Origin of the sequence: Sphingomonas sp. 35-24ZXX (assembly GCF_000786215.1) — a bacterium.
In the GTDB taxonomy this organism is placed as follows: Bacteria; Pseudomonadota; Alphaproteobacteria; order Sphingomonadales; family Sphingomonadaceae; genus Blastomonas.
In genome coordinates, this window is record NZ_JROG01000003.1 from 944,929 (window position 1) to 962,438 (window position 17,510).

General features: G+C 64.3%; 14 protein-coding genes. 8 read left to right on the forward strand and 6 right to left on the reverse strand.

The genetic code is table 11. From position 1 onward, the window contains the following. Positions 1-47 precede the first annotated feature (47 nt). Positions 48-1,322, reverse strand: coding sequence for a phosphopyruvate hydratase (gene eno / locus LI72_RS06945; RefSeq protein WP_033925008.1), 1,275 nt, complete (start codon positions 1,320-1,322; stop codon positions 48-50). A 215-nt stretch (positions 1,323-1,537) separates the two neighbouring features. Here eno and LI72_RS18970 point away from each other — a divergent pair, with 215 nt between their 5' ends. The 4 genes from LI72_RS18970 to LI72_RS06970 all read left to right on the forward strand — a co-directional run bounded on the left by LI72_RS18970 (position 1,538) and on the right by LI72_RS06970 (position 3,380). After that, complete coding sequence (locus tag LI72_RS18970) at positions 1,538-2,179, forward strand: hypothetical protein (RefSeq protein WP_052129575.1); 642 nt, start codon at positions 1,538-1,540, stop codon at positions 2,177-2,179. 113 nt (positions 2,180-2,292) lie between these two features. Continuing rightward, positions 2,293-2,661, forward strand: a complete 369-nt coding sequence (locus LI72_RS06960; RefSeq protein ID WP_081984685.1) for a phage holin family protein — start codon at positions 2,293-2,295, stop codon at positions 2,659-2,661. Continuing rightward, positions 2,651-3,016 carry a hypothetical protein gene (locus LI72_RS06965; RefSeq protein ID WP_033925009.1) on the forward strand — a complete coding sequence of 122 codons (366 nt, stop codon included), beginning with the start codon at positions 2,651-2,653 and terminating at the stop codon, positions 3,014-3,016. Before LI72_RS06960 ends, LI72_RS06965 begins: the two co-directional genes overlap by 11 nt. 142 nt (positions 3,017-3,158) lie before the next feature. Then, positions 3,159-3,380 carry a DUF4170 domain-containing protein gene (locus tag LI72_RS06970; protein WP_033925010.1) on the forward strand — a complete coding sequence of 74 codons (222 nt, stop codon included), beginning with the start codon at positions 3,159-3,161 and terminating at the stop codon, positions 3,378-3,380. A gap of 9 nt (positions 3,381-3,389) precedes the next feature. On the opposite strand, the gene LI72_RS06975 is transcribed toward LI72_RS06970, so the two are convergent. The 5 genes from LI72_RS06975 to carA form a co-directional block, all read right to left on the reverse strand. Further along, positions 3,390-4,067 carry a rhomboid family intramembrane serine protease gene (locus LI72_RS06975; protein ID WP_033925011.1) on the reverse strand — a complete coding sequence of 226 codons (678 nt, stop codon included), beginning with the start codon at positions 4,065-4,067 and terminating at the stop codon, positions 3,390-3,392. A gap of 3 nt (positions 4,068-4,070) precedes the next feature. Next, positions 4,071-4,547, reverse strand: a complete 477-nt coding sequence (gene greA / locus LI72_RS06980; protein ID WP_033925012.1) for a transcription elongation factor GreA — start codon at positions 4,545-4,547, stop codon at positions 4,071-4,073. Positions 4,548-4,654: 107 nt separating this feature from the next. Further along, on the reverse strand, positions 4,655-8,008 hold the full coding sequence (gene carB, locus LI72_RS06985; protein ID WP_033925013.1) for a carbamoyl-phosphate synthase large subunit: 3,354 nt from the start codon (positions 8,006-8,008) through the stop codon (positions 4,655-4,657). A 63-nt stretch (positions 8,009-8,071) separates the two neighbouring features. Then, positions 8,072-8,443: a ribonuclease E inhibitor RraB gene (locus LI72_RS06990; protein ID WP_033925014.1), complete on the reverse strand. Its 372-nt coding sequence runs from the start codon at positions 8,441-8,443 to the stop codon at positions 8,072-8,074. Further along, positions 8,440-9,702 carry a glutamine-hydrolyzing carbamoyl-phosphate synthase small subunit gene (gene carA, locus LI72_RS06995; protein WP_033925015.1) on the reverse strand — a complete coding sequence of 421 codons (1,263 nt, stop codon included), beginning with the start codon at positions 9,700-9,702 and terminating at the stop codon, positions 8,440-8,442. Before carA ends, LI72_RS06990 begins: the two co-directional genes overlap by 4 nt. A gap of 222 nt (positions 9,703-9,924) precedes the next feature. Here carA and LI72_RS07000 point away from each other — a divergent pair, with 222 nt between their 5' ends. From LI72_RS07000 to LI72_RS07015, 4 genes are all read left to right on the forward strand, one after another. Next, complete coding sequence (locus LI72_RS07000; RefSeq protein WP_033925016.1) at positions 9,925-10,380, forward strand: GatB/YqeY domain-containing protein; 456 nt, start codon at positions 9,925-9,927, stop codon at positions 10,378-10,380. 10 nt (positions 10,381-10,390) lie between these two features. Beyond that, positions 10,391-12,277: a DNA primase gene (gene dnaG, locus LI72_RS07005; RefSeq protein WP_033925017.1), complete on the forward strand. Its 1,887-nt coding sequence runs from the start codon at positions 10,391-10,393 to the stop codon at positions 12,275-12,277. Positions 12,278-12,434: 157 nt separating this feature from the next. After that, positions 12,435-14,447 (forward strand): RNA polymerase sigma factor RpoD, encoded by a 2,013-nt coding sequence (rpoD, locus tag LI72_RS07010; RefSeq protein WP_033925018.1) that lies wholly within the window; start codon positions 12,435-12,437, stop codon positions 14,445-14,447. Positions 14,448-14,913: 466 nt separating this feature from the next. Continuing rightward, on the forward strand, positions 14,914-17,424 hold the full coding sequence (locus tag LI72_RS07015; RefSeq protein ID WP_033925019.1) for a TonB-dependent receptor domain-containing protein: 2,511 nt from the start codon (positions 14,914-14,916) through the stop codon (positions 17,422-17,424). The last annotated feature ends 86 nt before the right edge of the window (positions 17,425-17,510 follow it).

Here is a 17,510-nt window from a genome sequence, read left to right on the forward strand (position 1 = left end):
CCGAAACGGCCAACCCGAATCAAATATGCGATCAATGCCCGGCAAGATCAGCGGAAGATGGCAGCGCCTGCATAGTGCGCGCTGGCACCCAGCTCTTCTTCGATGCGGATCAGCTGGTTGTACTTGGCAAGCCGGTCCGAACGCGCGAGCGAGCCGGTCTTGATCTGGCCGCAGTTGGTGGCGACCGCCAGATCGGCGATGGTCGCGTCTTCGGTCTCGCCCGAACGGTGCGACATCACGGCGGTATAGCCCGCGCGGTGCGCCATGTTCACCGCCTCGAGCGTCTCGGTCAGCGTGCCGATCTGGTTGACCTTGACCAGCAGGCTGTTGGCGAGGCCCTTGTCGATGCCCATCGCCAGACGCTCAGGGTTCGTGACGAACAGGTCGTCGCCGACCAGCTGCACCCTCTTGCCGAGCAGCTGCGTGACGGCGAGCCAGCCCTCGAAATCGTCCTCGCTCATGCCGTCCTCGATCGAGCGGATCGGGTATTCGTCGCACAGCTTGCCGAGATATTCGGCCATCTGCACCGGGCTGAGCGAAAGGCCCTCGCCGCTGATCTCGTACTTGCCGTCGCGGAAGAATTCGGTCGCGGCGCAATCGAGCGCGAGCATCACGTTCTCTCCGGGCTTGAAGCCGGCCTTTTCGACCGACGCCATGATGAAGTCGAGCGCGGCGCGGGTCGAGGCGAGATTGGGGGCAAAGCCGCCTTCATCGCCCACAGCCGTTGCCAGGCCCTTTTCGTGCAGGCCCTTCTTGAGCGTGTGGAAGATTTCAGACCCCCAGCGCACCGCTTCGGCCAGGCTGTCCGCGCCCACCGGCATGATCATGAATTCCTGGAAGTCGATCGGGTTGTCGGCATGTTCGCCGCCGTTGATGATGTTCATCATCGGCACCGGCAGCACATGCGCCGAGACACCGCCGACATAGCTGTACAGCGGCAACCCGCGCGCATCGGCAGCCGCCTTGGCGACGGCCAGGCTGACCCCCAGGATCGCGTTAGCGCCCAGGCGCGACTTGTTCTCGGTGCCGTCGAGATCGATCATCACCATGTCGATATCGCGCTGGTCTTCGGCATCCAGGCCGACGACCGCTTCGAAGATCTCGCTGTTGACCATGTCGACCGCCTGGGTCACGCCCTTGCCCAGATACATCGCCATGTCGCCATCGCGCTTCTCGACGGCTTCATAGGCCCCGGTCGATGCGCCCGAAGGCACCCCTGCCCGGCCGAAGCTGCCATCTTCCAGCAGCACGTCGACTTCGACCGTCGGGTTGCCGCGGCTATCGAGAATCTGGCGGGCGTGGATGTCCATGATCGCGGTCATAAGCGGCACTCTTTCAGGTCTTGCAGGTTGAAGGAATGGCGCTGCTCTAGGCCGTCGCCTGCGGCTTTGCAACCTCGTGCCATGCCGCGCGCAATGCGCGATGCTGCGGCCGCGAAATCGCTTGAAAATGTGCGCAGACTGGCCAGAATAGTGCATGGGCAAGCGGAACCTGGGCAGCGCTTCGTGCGTCTACCGTGAAGCTTGAGGAGGAAATCATGTCCGACGAAGAAACCAAGGCAGAAGCCCCCGCCAAGGCTGCGCCGAAAAAGCCGCGCGCCAAGAAGGCAGCGGGCACCGATGGCGCCGCCCAGCCGGTGGCCAGCATGGCGGCGGAAGCCGAAAAGCCCGGCGCGCCCAAGCGCAAGGCAGCGCCCAAGCCGACCGAGCAGCCCGCATCCAGCCAGCAGACACCGACGCCCAACAGCGTCGAGCTGGTGACAACGGGCGTTGCAGCCAGCGGTGCCGCAGCTGTTGCCCATAATTCGGGCGCGTTCAGCGCCATGACTGACAAGGTGAGTGCCATGATTCCCGAAGACATGACGGCCAAGGCCAAGGATGCAGCAGTTGAGGTCAAGGACATGGCGTGCGATGCCGCGCATGGCCTGGCGCGCATCATCAGCGACAGCGCCGGCGCGATCGACGACAATATCGGTCCCAAATATGGTGACTATGCTCGCACCGCCGCGCAGTCGGTGACCGATGCGGCCGAACGCCTGCGTGCCAAGCCGGTCGAGGAAATCGCCGAGGACACCAAGGAATTCGTGAGGACCAAGCCCGTCGCCGCAGCCGGCATCGCTGCGGTCTTCAGCCTGGTCGTGGCCAAGATCGTCTCTTCGATGTTCGGTAAACGGCGCTGATCGCGCCCGAAACCCGGATCGATCCCTTGGCCCAATCTGCCCCCTCTGACGCGCCGCTACCCGGCGTGAACCCTGCCCCGCCCCCAACCGGAGCGGAGCAGGCCAAGCCCGGAATGATCGAACAGCTGCGCGGTCTGTACGACGACGGACGCACGCTGGTCGATGCCGAGATCGGTTTCCAGAAGGCGCGCCTCGCCGCCGCCGGGCGTCAGATCCGCACGATGGCACTGCTTGCCATCGTCGGCCTGATCCTGATCGGCTGTGCGCTGATTGCTCTGGTGGTCGGCACGATGATCGCGCTGATCCCGGTGCTGGGCGCGTGGGGCGCGATGGCCGCGACGGTGGCAGGGTCGCTGGTGCTCGCCGCACTGTGCTTCTGGCTGGCCGCTGGACGCATCGGCAAGTTGGGCGCGCTGTTTGCCAGCGAGCCGGAGACGCCCGAAGAGATCGCGACGAGCCAAGGACCGACGCATGAGCGATGATGCAGCCCCTGTGCGGCACGACGAAGACAGCGCCCAGACTCTGGCCGAAATGGCCGCGCGACGGCTCGCGGCGCGCAGCCAGTGGCAAAAGGCGCTGGCCCGCGCCAGGGAGCGTTTTGCGCCTGCCAACCTGCGCGATGAAGCGATCGAAAGCGCCGCCACGACCTTGAGCGGTGCGGCGGACAAGGGTGCTGCCCTGGCCTGGGCGCATCGCGGCAAGATCGCGCTGGCCGGCTTGCTGGGCGGACTGTTCCTCGCGCGCAAGCCGATTGCCGAGGTCGCCAGGCCGCTGGCAGCCCAGACCAAGGGTGCGGTCGGCAGGACCATCGACAAGATCAAGGCCCGCAAGCGCTGAGTTGCGCGATCAGGGCTGGAAAATCGCATAGAACCGCATTAAGGCGCAGCCCCAGACAGCAGGGGGCTGGCATGCACCGCCCCTGCCCAGGAGAGGATGCCGTCCGGCATCCGGTTCATTCGGTCATGGGACGCACAGATACATGAGCAAACTTCACCTCGTCATGGGCGGCCGCGTCAGCGACCCGCAAACCCTCGATTACTGCGAACTCGACAAGATGGATCTGGTCGGCGTCTATCCCGATTACGCCAGCGCCGAGGAAGCCTGGCGCAGCAAGGCGCAGTCGACGGTCGACGATGCCGAGATGCGCTATGTGATCGTGCACCTGCACCGGCTGCTCGATCCGGAAACCCCCGCGGCCTGACCTTTCGCGTCAGGGCAGATCGTGTCGCGGCCGCCGGATGCGGTGGCCGCGCGACAGCGGCACGGCGAGCACGAGTCCGGCGACAAAGCCCCCGACATGCGCCCAGATGGCGATGCCCAGCGCGGTGCCGGCAAAGGCGAACTGGCTGAGCAGGTTGATGCCGACCCAGGCGGCAAGCAGCCAGGCGATGTGCACGAACACTCCGGGCACCGGCCCGATCGCGGGCGGCTTGCGCCGTGAAAACAGCAGGAAATAGGCCGCGAGCAGCGCCGAGATCGCACCGCTTGCGCCGACCACCGGGGTCATCGACACCGGGTCGACGGCGTAATGCACCGCCGCTGCGCCGATGATTCCGGCGGCGTACAGCAGCACGAACCGCTCGGTGCCCATCGCCGCCTCGATCAGCCGGCCGATCATCACCAGCACCAGCATGTTCATCGCCAGATGGAAAAGGCCCGCGTGCAGGAACGCCGACGTCACCGGCGTCAGCCACACAGGCACGGTCCAGGGATAATCGATCGGCAGCGCGCTGCTGTGCCCGTTCAGGGCATCATGCAGCCGCGCCGACCAGAAGCCCCCCTCGATCTGCATCGGCTCGGTCCAGCCGGTGATATACCCGACCAGCCATACCAGCACGTTGAGGAGGACCAGGGCGTTGGTCGCCGCACCACGCGGCACGGAGGGCATGGTTCAGATGAACTCGATCTTCGACACGAGGTAGAACTTGTCGCCCGAAGGCACGCTCACCTCGACCTCGTCGTCGAGCTGACGTCCGATCAGCGCGCGGCCCAGCGGGCTCGAATAGCTGATGCGGCCCTTGCGCGCGTCGGCTTCGGCTTCGCCGACAATCTGGTATTTCACCGGCTTGTCGTCTTCGTCCATCAGCGTCACGGTCGCACCGAACACGATCTTGTCGCCCGACAGCGTCGTGGGGTCGATGATCTGCGCACGGCTCAGCTTGCCTTCGAGGTCGGCGATGGTCGCTTCAACCTGGCCCTGGCGTTCCTTGGCCGCGTGATATTCCGCGTTTTCGGACAGATCGCCATGCGCGCGCGCCTCCTCGATCGCTTCCACGATCAGCGGGCGTTCTTCCTTGAGCAGCTTCAGCTCGCGCGAGAGCTTTTCATATCCTTCTGCCAGCATCGGCAGCTTATCGACGGTTGCCATTCGGCATATCCCTTCTTCTTTGGCTGAAACCTGGCCAATCGTCCGACAATAACACCATAAACGGCCCGTGTTCGGGGCCGGGTCAGGTTAACGACTTGTCGGGGGGCTCAAGCGTCAGACCGTAGATAATAAGCCTGAAGCGGCTTTACTTCAAGGCTGGTCTTGGCGAGCGACGCCATCGCCTTGACCGCTGCCACGCTGGCCGCCGCCGTGGTGAAGTACGGAATCTTGCCGGTCAGCGCGCTGGCGCGGATCGACTGCGAGTCCTTCAGGCTCTGCCAGCCTTCGGTGGTGTTGAAGATCAGCGCGATCTCGCCATCCTTGATGCGGTCGACGATGTGCGGGCGGCCCTGCGCCACCTTGTTCACTTCGGTCACCGCCACGCCATTGTCGGCAAGGTAGCGCGCGGTGCCGCTGGTGGCGACGATATCCATGCCCAGTTCGATCAGCCCGCGCGCGGCTTCCAGCACCACCGGCTTGTCGTTCTCCTTGACCGAGATGAACACCGTGCCCTTGGTCGGCAGTGTCAATCCCGCGCCGATCTGCGCCTTGGCAAAGGCAGTGGCGAAGTCCTTGTCGATGCCCATCACCTCGCCAGTCGATTTCATCTCGGGGCTCAGCACCGGGTCGACCCCGGCAAAGCGCGCCCAGGGGAACACCGCTTCCTTGACCGCCATATGGTCGATGTTGCGGTCGATCACCGGCAGATCCGCCAGCATCTCGCCCGCCATGACCCGCGCGGCATATTTCGCCACCGGTTGGCCGATCGCCTTGGCGACGAACGGCACGGTGCGGCTGGCGCGCGGATTGACCTCGATCAGATAGACCTGGCCATCCTTGACCGCAAACTGGATGTTCATCAGGCCGCGAACCTTGAGCCCTTCGGCCAGCGCGCGCGTCTGGCGCTCCATTTCGGCGATCAGATCGTCGGACAGGCTGTAGGGTGGCAGGGTGCAGGCACTGTCGCCCGAGTGCACGCCCGCCTCTTCGATATGCTGCATGATCCCGGCAATCGCGACATCGCGGCCATCGCAGATCGCATCGACATCGACCTCGATCGCATCGCGCAGATACTGGTCGATCAGCACCGGGCTGTCGCCCGACACCTGCACCGCGGTCGCGATGTACGATTCCAGCTGCGCCTGGCCGTCGACGATCTCCATCGCGCGGCCGCCCAGCACATAGGACGGACGCAGCAGCACCGGATAGCCGATCCGCGCAGCGACCGCGATCGCCTCTTCGCGGCTGCGCGCGATGCCGTTCATCGGCTGCTTGAGCCCCAGCTTGTCCACCAGCTTGGCAAAGCGCTCGCGGTCTTCGGCCAGGTCGATCGCATCGGGCGAGGTGCCCAGGATCGGGATGCCTGCATCCTCCAGCGCCTGCGCCAGCTTGAGCGGGGTCTGGCCGCCGAACTGCACGATCACGCCGACCAGTTCGCCGCTCGAGCGTTCGACATCGAGGATCTCGAGAACGTCTTCTGCCGTCAGCGGCTCGAAGTACAAGCGGTCCGAGGTGTCATAATCGGTCGAGACCGTCTCCGGGTTGCAGTTGATCATGATCGTCTCGAACCCGGCGTCACCCAGCGCGAAACAGGCATGGCAGCAGCAATAGTCGAACTCGATCCCCTGACCGATGCGGTTGGGCCCGCCGCCCAGGATCACGACCTTGCGCCGCGTGGTCGGCTGGCTTTCGCATTCGGGCTCGCCGAAGGTCGGGGCCTCATAGGTCGAATACATATACGGCGTCTTCGCCTCGAACTCGGCGGCGCAGGTGTCGATGCGCTTGAACACCGGACGCACGCCCAGCTTGTGGCGCAGCGCGCGCACTTCCTGTTCGGTCACGCCACCGGTCATCGCGACCACGGCATCGCGCACCAGGCCTGATCCGCGGGCCAGCGCCTGGCTCATGCCCGGGCGCAAATGGGCCGATTTCAGCGCCAGATAGGCGAGCCTCTTGTCGGAAAAGCCCATCGACTTCAGCCGCCGCATGCCCACCGCATCGCGCGGCAGGCCATCGGCGAGAACCTCGGCCTCGGCATCGACGATCTGCTTGATCTGCTCGAGGAACCAGGGGTCGTATTTGGCGACCGCGTGCACTTCGGCGACGGTCATGCCCTCGCGCAGCGCCTGCGCGGCGATCAGCAGCCGGTCTGGAGTGGCCTGCGACAGCTCGGCAATGATGTCCTCGCGCGGCGCGCCCACCAGATGATCGACGAAGTTGAAGCCGCTGAGGCCGGTTTCCAGACCGCGCAGCGCCTTCTGCATCGATTCCTGGAAGTTGCGGCCGATCGCCATCACCTCGCCCACGGATTTCATCGCGGTGCCGAGCAGCGGGCTCGATCCCTTGAACTTCTCGAAGGCAAAGCGCGGAATCTTGGTGACCACATAGTCGATCGTCGGCTCGAAGCTGGCAGGCGTCGCGCCGGTGATGTCGTTGGTGATTTCGTCGAGGGTGTAGCCGACGGCCAGCTTGGCGGCGACCTTGGCGATCGGGAAGCCGGTCGCCTTCGATGCCAGCGCCGACGAGCGCGACACGCGCGGGTTCATCTCGATGACGATCAGGCGGCCATCCTTGGGGTTGACCGCGAACTGCACGTTCGACCCGCCCGTCTCCACGCCGATCTCGCGCAGCACCGCAATACTGGCCGAGCGCATGATCTGATATTCCTTGTCGGTCAGCGTCAGCGCGGGCGCGACGGTGATGCTGTCGCCGGTGTGCACGCCCATCGGATCGACATTCTCGATCGAGCAGATGATGATGGCGTTGTCGTGTCTGTCGCGCACAACCTCCATCTCATACTCCTTCCAGCCGAGCAGCGATTCCTCGATCAGCACCTCGGTGGTCGGCGAGGCATCGAGCCCGCCGGTCACGATCTGGACAAACTCGTCGCGGTTGTACGCAATGCCGCCGCCGGTGCCGCCCATGGTGAAGCTGGGGCGGATGATCGAGGGCAGGCCGGTCCGCTCGAGCACGGCAAGCGCTTCCTCGACCGTATGCGCTATCCCTGACCGCGCCGATTCGAGTCCGATCTTGTCCATCGCCTCGCGAAACTTCTGCCGGTCTTCGGCCTTGTCGATCGCCTCGGCCTTGGCGCCGATCAGCTCGACGTCATATTTCTCCAGCGTGCCATCGGCGTCGAGCGCCAGCGCGGTGTTGAGCGCGGTCTGGCCGCCCATCGTCGGCAGCACCACCAGCTTCTCGTTCGGGCGCTCGGCGCGCTCCTTGGCGATGATCTTGGCGACGATCTCGGGCGTGATCGGTTCGACATAGGTTGCATCGGCCATGTCGGGATCGGTCATGATCGTGGCCGGGTTGGAGTTGACGAGGACGATGCGATAGCCCTCCTCCTTCAGCGCCTTGCACGCCTGCGTGCCCGAATAATCGAACTCGCACGCCTGGCCGATGATGATCGGGCCGGCGCCGATGATCAGGATGCTGTCTATGTCGGTGCGCTTCGGCATGGTTATTGTGCTCTCTTTTTAATCTTCGATGTCATCTTGGGGAGGTGGCGACCGGGCGCGTGGTCAGTGCACCGTGCCGGTCTGGGCCTCGCAGCCCCAGCCATCATATTCGAGGTCGAACAGCTGCTCGATCTGCAGGCACAGTTCGGTGAGCGCGCGGATCGACTTTTCATCGACCGCCTGCACCCGCTCCAGAAACAGGAAGGTGCCGCCACCATCGGCGTCGTCCTCATGGCCTAGTTCGGTCAGCCCCAGCTCCTCGGCTGCTTCGGACAAACGCTCCAGATTCTCTTCGGACCCGCGAAAGCTCACGTCCACCGCACGGCGGATGCTCGCCTGGTCGCCATTGTCGGCCAGATTGCGCAGCACGTCCTGATCGGCGGCCCATTCCTGTTCCATGCGGAGCGGATCGACGGGGGGAAGCTTGAGGGTCATGCCGCCACCGCCGGCGTCTTGAGGCCGCTGACGAATTTCTCGAACAGGTAGAAGCTGTCCTGCGGGCCGGGCGAGGCTTCGGGGTGGTATTGCACGCCGAATGCGTTCTTATCGGTGAAGGCGATGCCGCAGTTGCTGCCGTCGAACAGCGACACGTGGGTTTCGACGACATTGGCGGGGAGCGTCGCGGCATCGACCGCAAAGCCGTGGTTCATGCTGGTGATCTCGACCACACCGGTCTCTAGCCTCTTGACCGGATGGTTCGCGCCGCGGTGGCCCTGGTGCATCTTTATCGTGCGCGCACCGGCGGCAAGACCGAGCAGCTGGTGGCCAAGGCAGATGCCGAAGATCGGTACGTCGCGCTCGAGCAGGCCCTGGATCACGGGCACGGCATAGGTGCCGGTGGCCGCCGGATCGCCTGGGCCGTTCGAGAGGAACACGCCCGCCGGTTCCAGCGCCAGAATAGCCTCGAGCGAGGTCTTGGCCGGGACAACCGTCACCTTGGCGCCCGCCTCGACCAGCGAACGGAAGATGTTGTGCTTGGCGCCATAATCGATCGCGACGACGTGGGGCCGCTCTTGGCTCCCCCCTCCGTTTGTCCCGAGCGCAGTCGAGGGACCTTCCGCAACCGTTCCACTACGTCCCTCGACTTCGCTCGGGACAAACGGGGATTGGCCGCTGTACCCTGAACCCAAGGTCCACTTGCCGCCCTGCCAGCCGCGGGTATCCGCGCCGGTCACCTCGATCGCCAGATCCATGCCCTCAAGCCCTGCCCAGCCCTGCGCCTGTGCGAGCAGCGCGGCCATGTCGAACACGCCGTCGGGGGCGTGCGCGATCACCGCATTGGGCGCGCCTGCCTCGCGGATGCGGCGAGTCAGCGCACGGGTATCGATGCCCGAAATGCCGATCTGGCCGTTCGCTTCCAGCCACTGGGTGAAATGCTGCGCCGAGCGGAAGCTGCTGGGGTTGGTCACGTCCTCGCGGACGATGCAGCCCAGCGCCTGCGGCACGTCCGCCTCGATGTCTTCAGGGTTAGCGCCGACATTGCCGATATGCGGAAAGGTGAAGGTGATGATCTGCCCGGCATAGCTCGGGTCGGTGAGGATTTCCTGATAGCCGGTGATCGCGGTGTTGAAGCACACCTCGCCCGCCTTGGCGCCTGCGGCACCAAAGCCCCTGCCCCAGATCGTCGTGCCATCGGCCAGAAGCAACAGGCCGGTCGCGCCTTGGGGCTGAGCGGAGGTGGTGGCGTGCGCCATGGATCGTTTTCCTTGTCGTGCGTTGAGTCGCATATGAGCCGGGCTGCAGACTATGGCAGGTTCGGGCAAGGCCAAAGCCCCGTTCACACCCCCTGCCGACAAGCAGCCAAATTGGCGGGTCACTAGGCGGGGCGGGCTTGCACGGTCAATCTATGAAAAACATTTTTATCCGGCTAGGTTGAGAACTTGTTCCAAAATTCATCGGGGAAAGGATGCGTTCGCATGATTCGCGATTCGCTTAAGGCTGCGCAGGTTGCGGCAATGAAGGCCGGAGACAAGCCGCGCACGGCGGCGGTGCGCCTGATCCTGGCCAAGATCAAGGATCGCGATATCGAACTGCGCACCTCGGCGGCGCCCGCCGACGACGATGCGATGGTCACCGAAGTGCTGCAGAAGATGATCAAGCAGCGCCGCGAATCGATCGCGATGTACGAACAGGGCGGCCGCGCCGAACTGGCCGCACAGGAAGCGTCCGAAGTCGCGATCATCGAGGAGTTCCTCCCCGCCCAGCTCGACGAGGCCGCCGCCAGGGCCGCGATCGCCGCCGTGGTCGCCGAAACGGGTGCTGCCAGCCTCAAGGACATGGGCAAGGTCATGGCCGAGGTCAAAGCGCGCCACGCATCCGAGATCGACATGAGCAAGGCCAGCGGCTGGGTGAAGGAAGCACTGGCGGGCTGATCCTGGCGCCATGACCCTTTCCCCGCAATGGCTGGACGAATTGCGTTCGCGCATCACGCTGTCGACATTGATCGGGCGGCACGTGAAGGTCCAGCGTGCGGGGCGGGAGTACAAGGCGTGCTGCCCGTTCCATAACGAGAAGACCCCCAGCTTCACGATCAACGACGACAAGGGCTTCTATCATTGCTTCGGCTGCGGGGCGCATGGCGATGCGATCCGGTTCATGACCGATCACCAGGGCCTGGGCTTCATGGATGCGGTGAAGGAGCTCGCGTCCGAGGCGGGGATGAGCGTGCCGGCGCCCGATCCGCGCGCCGCGCGGCAGGCGGAAGAGCGCGCGTCGCTGCACGATGTCTGCCAGGCGGCGCAGGACTGGTTCGTCGCGCAACTGCACAGCGCAGGCGGCGAAGAGGCGCGCGCGTACCTCAGGAACCGGGGGCTGACCGCCGAGACCATCCAGCGCTTTGGCATCGGCTTTGCGCCCGACAGCCGCAATGGCATCAAGTCGGCGCTCGGCAGCATCGACGAGGAGCTGCTGATCGAGGCGGGCCTGCTGATCAGGGTCGACGATAAGGCGCCGTATGACCGCTTCCGCGGCCGGGTGATGATCCCGATCCGCGATCCGCGCGGGCGGGTGATCGCGTTTGGCGGCCGCATCCTGGGCGCGGGCGAACCCAAGTATCTGAACTCGCCCGACACGCCGCTGTTCGACAAGGGGCGCACGCTCTACAACCTGCACCTCGCCGCCCCCGCCTCCCGCCAGACGGGCCGCATCGTCGTCGTCGAAGGCTATATGGATGTCATCGCGCTGGCGCAGGCGGGCTTTGGCGAATGCGTCGCGCCGCTGGGCACCGCGCTCACCGAGCATCAGATCGAGCGGCTGTGGAAGATGGTCGACCGGCCCCTGCTGTGCTTCGATGGCGACAATGCAGGGCAGAAGGCCGCCATGCGCGCTGCCGCCCGCGCCTTGCCGCTGCTCAAGCCCGGCCAGTCGCTGGGCTTCGTGTCGCTGCCTGCAGGCCAGGACCCCGACGATCTGGTGCGGGCATCGGGACCGCAGGCCTTTGCCGCCTGCATCGATCAGGCGACCGGGTTGCTCGACCATCTGTGGACGCACGAGCTGAACGCAGCGCCGCTCGCCAGCCCGGAAGACCGCGCCGGGTTCAAGGCGCGATTGAACGCGCATGCCGACACGATTGCCGATGGCGACATCAAGGCGCTGTACCGGCGCGAGATCGGCCAGCGCTTTTCAGACCTGTTCTTCGGCGCGCGCGCGCCTGCCCCCGGCCCTGCGTCCTATGCAGGGTCAGGCTCCCCGCCGCGGCGCGGCGGCAAGCCGTGGCCGCGTCGCGACGAGCCTGTGCCGCCGAGCGAGGAGCTGCGCGCCTTCAGCCGCCAGCCGATGAGCGACATGATCCTGCGGGGCGTTCTCACCGGGCTGATGCTGCGGCCGGCGCTGATCCTGCGCCATTCCGAGACGCTGAGCGAATTTGTCGGGCTCGCCGATCGCTGGGCGGATCTGCTCGATGCGATGCTCGACGCTGCGCACAGGACCGCGCCCGGCGCTCTTGATACGCCGGGGCTGATGACCATATTGCACAGCAAGGGGCTGGCAGATGCGGCAGGCAGGCTGAAATCGGGCGGAACACCGCCTTTCTCCTTCTGCGCCACACCGTCCGCACCGGTCGATGAACAGCGCGAGTCGCGGGTCGCCGAGGACTTTGCCGAAGCCATCGAAGTGATGACCACCCGCCCCCGGCTGGAGGCAGCGTTACAGGATGTAACGCAACGTTTCGAAAATGACATGCAAGACGGTTTGTTTTTGGAGCAGCAACAGCTAAGGGCAAGAAAGGAAGCGTTCGACCAGCGCCTGATAGAATTGACGGAACGAAGCTGATAGGCGGACCTTGCAGGACCGCACACCAGCCCGCCTCATGCCCGATCAGGTCCGGCGCGCGACATATTTGAACTGGCCCGATGCGGCTTGATAAAACGGTTTATCTCCGCAGCCAGAACGCGGGCAGCGGCGAGACAGGTGACAGGAAGTACGTAAATTGGCAAGCAAGGCACCGAAAGACAGCAAGGCCGACAGCACCGATGCACCGCTGATCGATCTGAACGAAGCCTCGGTCAAGAAGCTGCTCTCGCGCGCCAAGAAGCGCGGCTACATCACCTATGACGAACTGAACGAAGCGCTGCCGCAGGACCAGATGTCGTCCGAGCAGATCGAGGACGTGATGTCCGCGATCTCCGAGATGGGCGTCAACATCGTCGAGAACGACGAGGAAGCCAGCGAAGAACAGCCCGCCGCCGATGATGACACGCCCGACGATGGTTCGGAACAGCTCAACATCTCTCCAGAAAAGAAGAAGGAGACGATGGACCGCACCGATGACCCGGTGCGGATGTATCTGCGCGAAATGGGCGCGGTGGAGCTGCTCAGCCGCGAGGGCGAAATCGCGATCGCCAAGCGCATCGAGGCCGGCCGCGACACGATGATCCTGGGTCTGTGCGAAAGCCCGATCACCTTCCATGCGATCATCGAATGGTCGACCGCGCTCAATGACGGCGAGATGCAGCTGCGCGAGATCCTCGATCTCGACGCCATGCTGTCCAAGGAGCCGGCGCCCGAAAGCCTGTCCGAGGACGGCGAGGACGATGGCGAGATCAGCGAAAAGACCGCAGGTCCCAGCTTCAAGGAAGAAGAAGAGGTCGAGGAAGTCGCCGAGTCGAACGACGACGAGGACGACCTGACCGAGCGTCGCACGCGCCGCCCTGACGACGACGAGGAAGAGGACAACACCCTCAGCCTCGCGCAGATGGAAGCGCAGCTGAAGCCTGCCGCACTCGAGAAGTTCGCGCTGATCACCTCGCTGTTCCGCAAGTTCGAGAAGATCCAGCGCGATCGCCTGAATGCGCTGAGCATCGGCGACGATTTCCCGTCGGCGAAGGAAAAGAGCTATCACAAGCTGCGCGAGGAACTGACCGCCGAAGTCGAGTCGGTGCAGTTCCATGCCAACAAGATCGAATATCTGGTCGATCAGCTCTATTCGTTCAATCGCCGCCTGACCGCGCTGGGTGGTCAGATGCTGCGCCTGGCCGAACGGCACAAGGTACCGCGCAAGGACTTTCTCGACCGCTATGTCGGCCACGAGATGGACGAAGCGTGGCTCGAAGCCATGGCGGGCATCGACAAGAAATGGGCGGCGTTCGCATCGAACGAGGCCGCTGCCGTCGACCGCATCCGCTCGGAGATTTCCGACATTGCCGCTGCCACCGGCATGTCGCTGGGTGAATTCCGCCGCATCGTCAACATGGTGCAGAAGGGCGAACGCGAAGCGCGCATCGCCAAGAAGGAAATGGTCGAGGCGAACCTGCGTCTCGTGATTTCCATCGCCAAGAAATACACCAACCGCGGCCTGCAGTTCCTCGACCTGATCCAGGAGGGCAACATCGGCCTGATGAAGGCGGTGGACAAGTTCGAGTATCGCCGCGGCTACAAGTTCTCGACCTATGCGACCTGGTGGATCCGTCAGGCGATCACGCGATCGATCGCCGATCAGGCGCGCACCATCCGCATTCCGGTGCACATGATCGAGACGATCAACAAGCTGGTGCGCACCAGCCGCCAGTTCCTGCACGAGCAGGGCCGCGAGCCGACGCCGGAGGAAATGGCCGAGCGCCTGTCGATGCCGCTCGAAAAGGTCCGCAAGGTGATGAAGATCGCCAAGGAGCCGATTTCGCTCGAAACGCCGATCGGCGACGAGGAAGATTCGCACCTGGGCGATTTCATCGAGGACAAGAACGCGATCATCCCGGTGGACGCCGCGATCCAGGCGAACCTCAAGGAAACCGTGACGCGGGTGCTGGCATCGCTCACGCCGCGCGAGGAACGCGTGCTGCGCATGCGCTTCGGCATCGGCATGAACACCGATCACACGCTCGAGGAGGTCGGCCAGCAGTTCTCGGTCACCCGCGAACGTATCCGCCAGATCGAGGCCAAGGCGCTGCGCAAGCTCAAGCACCCGTCGCGCTCGCGCAAGATGCGGTCGTTCCTCGACCAGTGAGTCGCGGGCTGACTGCGGTCCGCCGCAGGCGTTGGCGCAATCATCCAGAATGACGAGAGGCCCGGCATGTGTCCGGGCCTTTTTGTATCTTGCCGGCCCCTGTTCCGGGCGGACTGTCCGGGGTTCAGGCGGACCTTGCCGGGTGCCCGCGCGGTGGGTCGCCCTGCCCTTTTTTCGGATTGTTGCCGCTGGCCAGTCCTTACCCGCAAGCTCGCCGCCTGCCTGCCCGGCTTGCGAAAGACTGGTAAATTTACGGGTGCTCGACATGTAAAATGGCGCAATTCTAAGGAAAATTGCGCCTGACGGCCAGACAAGAGCTTACGATCCCATGAACAATCGTGCTTAATAGAATGATTAAACTAAAACTTTACTATTAGAACATAGTCATTCCCTAATCGACCAGCATGCTGCTCCGCCATGAGGCGGCGGTACCAGGGGGGCTGGTGACGTGAGGGGACGACTAACCATGGCCAAGACGGCATTTTTTCTTGTATCTTCGTATCTGGCGCTCTCGACGCCAGCCTGGGCGGAAACCGCCGCTGCCACTGCCACTGCAGCCGACATCACGACGGAAGCCGAGGCTGAGGCACAGAGCGCGGACCAGGCCGCCAAGCCTCCGGTCGAGGTGTTTTCCACCGGAGTCGCCAAGGGCCGCGACCGGCTGGACAGCGCGACGTCGACCAGCGCACTGCGCGGCGACGATATCACCATCCTTGGCCCGCGCCCGATCGGCGAGGTGCTGCGCACGATGGCCGGCCTGCGCGTGGCCGTCAGCATCGGTGAAGGCAACAACAACTACACCGTCCGCGGATTGCCTCTGGCTGCCGGCGGTTCGAAATACATGCAGATCCAGGAAGATGGCCTGCCGCTGCTCGAATTTGCCGATCTGTTCAACGTTGGTGCCGATGTCTATCTGCGCAACGACCTGACCGTGAACGCGATCGAGACGATCCGTGGCGGCTCGGCATCGACCTTCGCATCGAACTCGCCGGGCGGCGTGATCAACATCCTGTCGCGCACCGGTGAAGCGGAAGGCGGCTCTGTGCAGTTCACCACCGGGGTCGACTTCGACACCAAGCGGGTCGACTTCACCTATGGCGGCAAGCTGGGCGAAAACACCCGCTTCCAGATCGGAGGCTTCTACCGCCAGGGCGAAGGCCCGCGCAACAACGGCTTCGATGGCTGGAAGGGCGGCCAGATCAAGGCCAACATCACACACGAGTTCGAGAACGGCTATGTCCGGCTGTACCTCAAGTATCTCGATGACCGCTCGCCGACCTTCGCGCCGTATTTCGCCAACATCACCGGGACCAATGCCAACCCGCGCATTCGCAGCTTTCCCGGCTTCGACCTGCGCAACGACACGATCCTGTCGTCGTTCCTGGGGCCGGTCGTCACGCTGGATCAGAACAACCAGCCCGCAGCTTTCCCGGTGGCCACCGGCCAGAGCGCGGAATCCAAGTCGATCGGCGTGGAAGGCCAGTTCGATGTCGCCGGTTGGACGATCACCGAGCGCATGCGTTATGCGGCCAATGGTGGCGACTTCAGCCGCGGCTTTCCCAACACGGCCAACACCGTGTCGGCTTTCGCGGCAGGCCAGGGCGGTGTCGGCGCAACGGCGCGCTATGCCAGCGGGCCGCTGGCGGGCCAACTGATCGACCCAAACGGGCTGATCAATGGCAACGGCCTGCTGTCGCTCTATTTCTTCTCGTTCGTGCGCGCACGCTCGCTCGACAATTTCACCAACGATGTCCGCGCGTCCAAGGTGTGGGAACTGCCCGGCGGCAAGCTGACCACCACGATCGGTGCCTATCTGGCAACTCAGGACCTCAACACCACCTGGCTGCACACGGCGATGAACATCGACGCCAATGGAGACAATGGCACCGCTCAGGTCGATATCTTCAACGCCGCGGGTCAGCCGCAGACGCTGAACGGCTATTTCGCCTTTGCCCGCGCTTCCAGCCTGTTCCGCCGCGCGTTTGACGTGAACTACAAGGTGTTCGCGCCTTATGGTTCGGTGAACTATCATTTCGGCAAGATCGCGATCGGCGGCAGCCTGCGCTATGACACCGGCCGGGTGCGCGGTTCGCTGGTCGGCGCGGATCTCAACAACGGCAGCGTCGGCCTGATCACGCAGGATATCAACCGCGATGGCCTGATCAATCCGGCCGAGCGCAGGGTCGCCTTCCTGCCTTTCACCCAGTCGGCGCCGGTGAACTACAATTACGGCTATCTGAGCTATTCGGCGGGGATCAACTACCGCGCCGCAGAGCCCTTCTCGCTGTTTGCCCGCTACAGCAAGGGCGCGCGCGCCAATGCTGACAAGGTGCTGTTCACGCCACTGATCAACAATGCCGATGGCTCGATCCGCAGCACGCGTGACAAGCAGGATGACGTCAAGCAGCTCGAAGGCGGGTTCAAGTTCCGCAAGGACGGCCTGACGTTCAACGCGACGGCCTTCCGGGTGACCGCGGCGGATCACAATGTGATCAACGGCGCTGCCAACCGCACCGACCGCACCTATCGCGCGACCGGGGTCGAGATGGAAGGCGGGGTGCAGAAGGGACCGTTCAGCCTGATGATCGGCGCCACCTATACCAAGGCCAAGATCACGCGCGATCTGCTCGATCCGACGCTCACCGGCAAGGAACCGCGCCATCAGCCCGACTGGACCTTCTTTGCCACGCCGCAGGTCGATCTGGGCCGCGCCGTGCTCGGTGCCAGCATCGTCGGCGTGACCAAGAGCTTTTCGCAGGATTCCAACCTGCTGGTCATGCCGGGCTTCACGACGGTCGACCTGTTCGCACAGGTCAAACTGTTCAATGGCGGCAGCCTGCAGGTCAACGCCAACAACGTGTTCAACACTCTGGGCATTTTCGAGGTGAACCAGGCCAGCGTACCGGCCAATGGCATCGGCTTTGCCCGGGCGATCAACGGGCGGACGATCTCGGCCTCGTTGCGCTTCGATTTCTGACCGCAAGCCGGGGGCGGCTTGACAGTCGGCGGTGTGACCTGAGCCTGGGGGGGCTCAGGTCACATCCAGGGGGCGGGGATGACAAG

Excerpts from the sequence above, each read along its gene's own strand:
- LI72_RS18970 (WP_052129575.1), top strand. The coding sequence starts at position 1,538 with ATGTCCGACGAAGAAACCAAGGCAGAAGCCCCCGCCAAGGCTGCGCCG.
- carB (WP_033925013.1), bottom strand. The coding sequence starts at position 8,008 with ATGCCGAAGCGCACCGACATAGACAGCATCCTGATCATCGGCGCCGGC.
- LI72_RS06975 (WP_033925011.1), bottom strand. The coding sequence starts at position 4,067 with ATGCCCTCCGTGCCGCGTGGTGCGGCGACCAACGCCCTGGTCCTCCTC.
- LI72_RS06960 (WP_081984685.1), top strand. The coding sequence starts at position 2,293 with ATGATCGAACAGCTGCGCGGTCTGTACGACGACGGACGCACGCTGGTC.
- LI72_RS07000 (WP_033925016.1), top strand. The coding sequence starts at position 9,925 with ATGATTCGCGATTCGCTTAAGGCTGCGCAGGTTGCGGCAATGAAGGCC.
- carA (WP_033925015.1), bottom strand. The coding sequence starts at position 9,702 with ATGGCGCACGCCACCACCTCCGCTCAGCCCCAAGGCGCGACCGGCCTG.
- eno (WP_033925008.1), bottom strand. The coding sequence starts at position 1,322 with ATGACCGCGATCATGGACATCCACGCCCGCCAGATTCTCGATAGCCGC.
- LI72_RS07015 (WP_033925019.1), top strand. The coding sequence starts at position 14,914 with ATGGCCAAGACGGCATTTTTTCTTGTATCTTCGTATCTGGCGCTCTCG.
- greA (WP_033925012.1), bottom strand. The coding sequence starts at position 4,547 with ATGGCAACCGTCGATAAGCTGCCGATGCTGGCAGAAGGATATGAAAAG.
- LI72_RS06990 (WP_033925014.1), bottom strand. The coding sequence starts at position 8,443 with ATGACCCTCAAGCTTCCCCCCGTCGATCCGCTCCGCATGGAACAGGAA.
- dnaG (WP_033925017.1), top strand. The coding sequence starts at position 10,391 with ATGACCCTTTCCCCGCAATGGCTGGACGAATTGCGTTCGCGCATCACG.
- LI72_RS06970 (WP_033925010.1), top strand. The coding sequence starts at position 3,159 with ATGAGCAAACTTCACCTCGTCATGGGCGGCCGCGTCAGCGACCCGCAA.
- LI72_RS06965 (WP_033925009.1), top strand. The coding sequence starts at position 2,651 with ATGAGCGATGATGCAGCCCCTGTGCGGCACGACGAAGACAGCGCCCAG.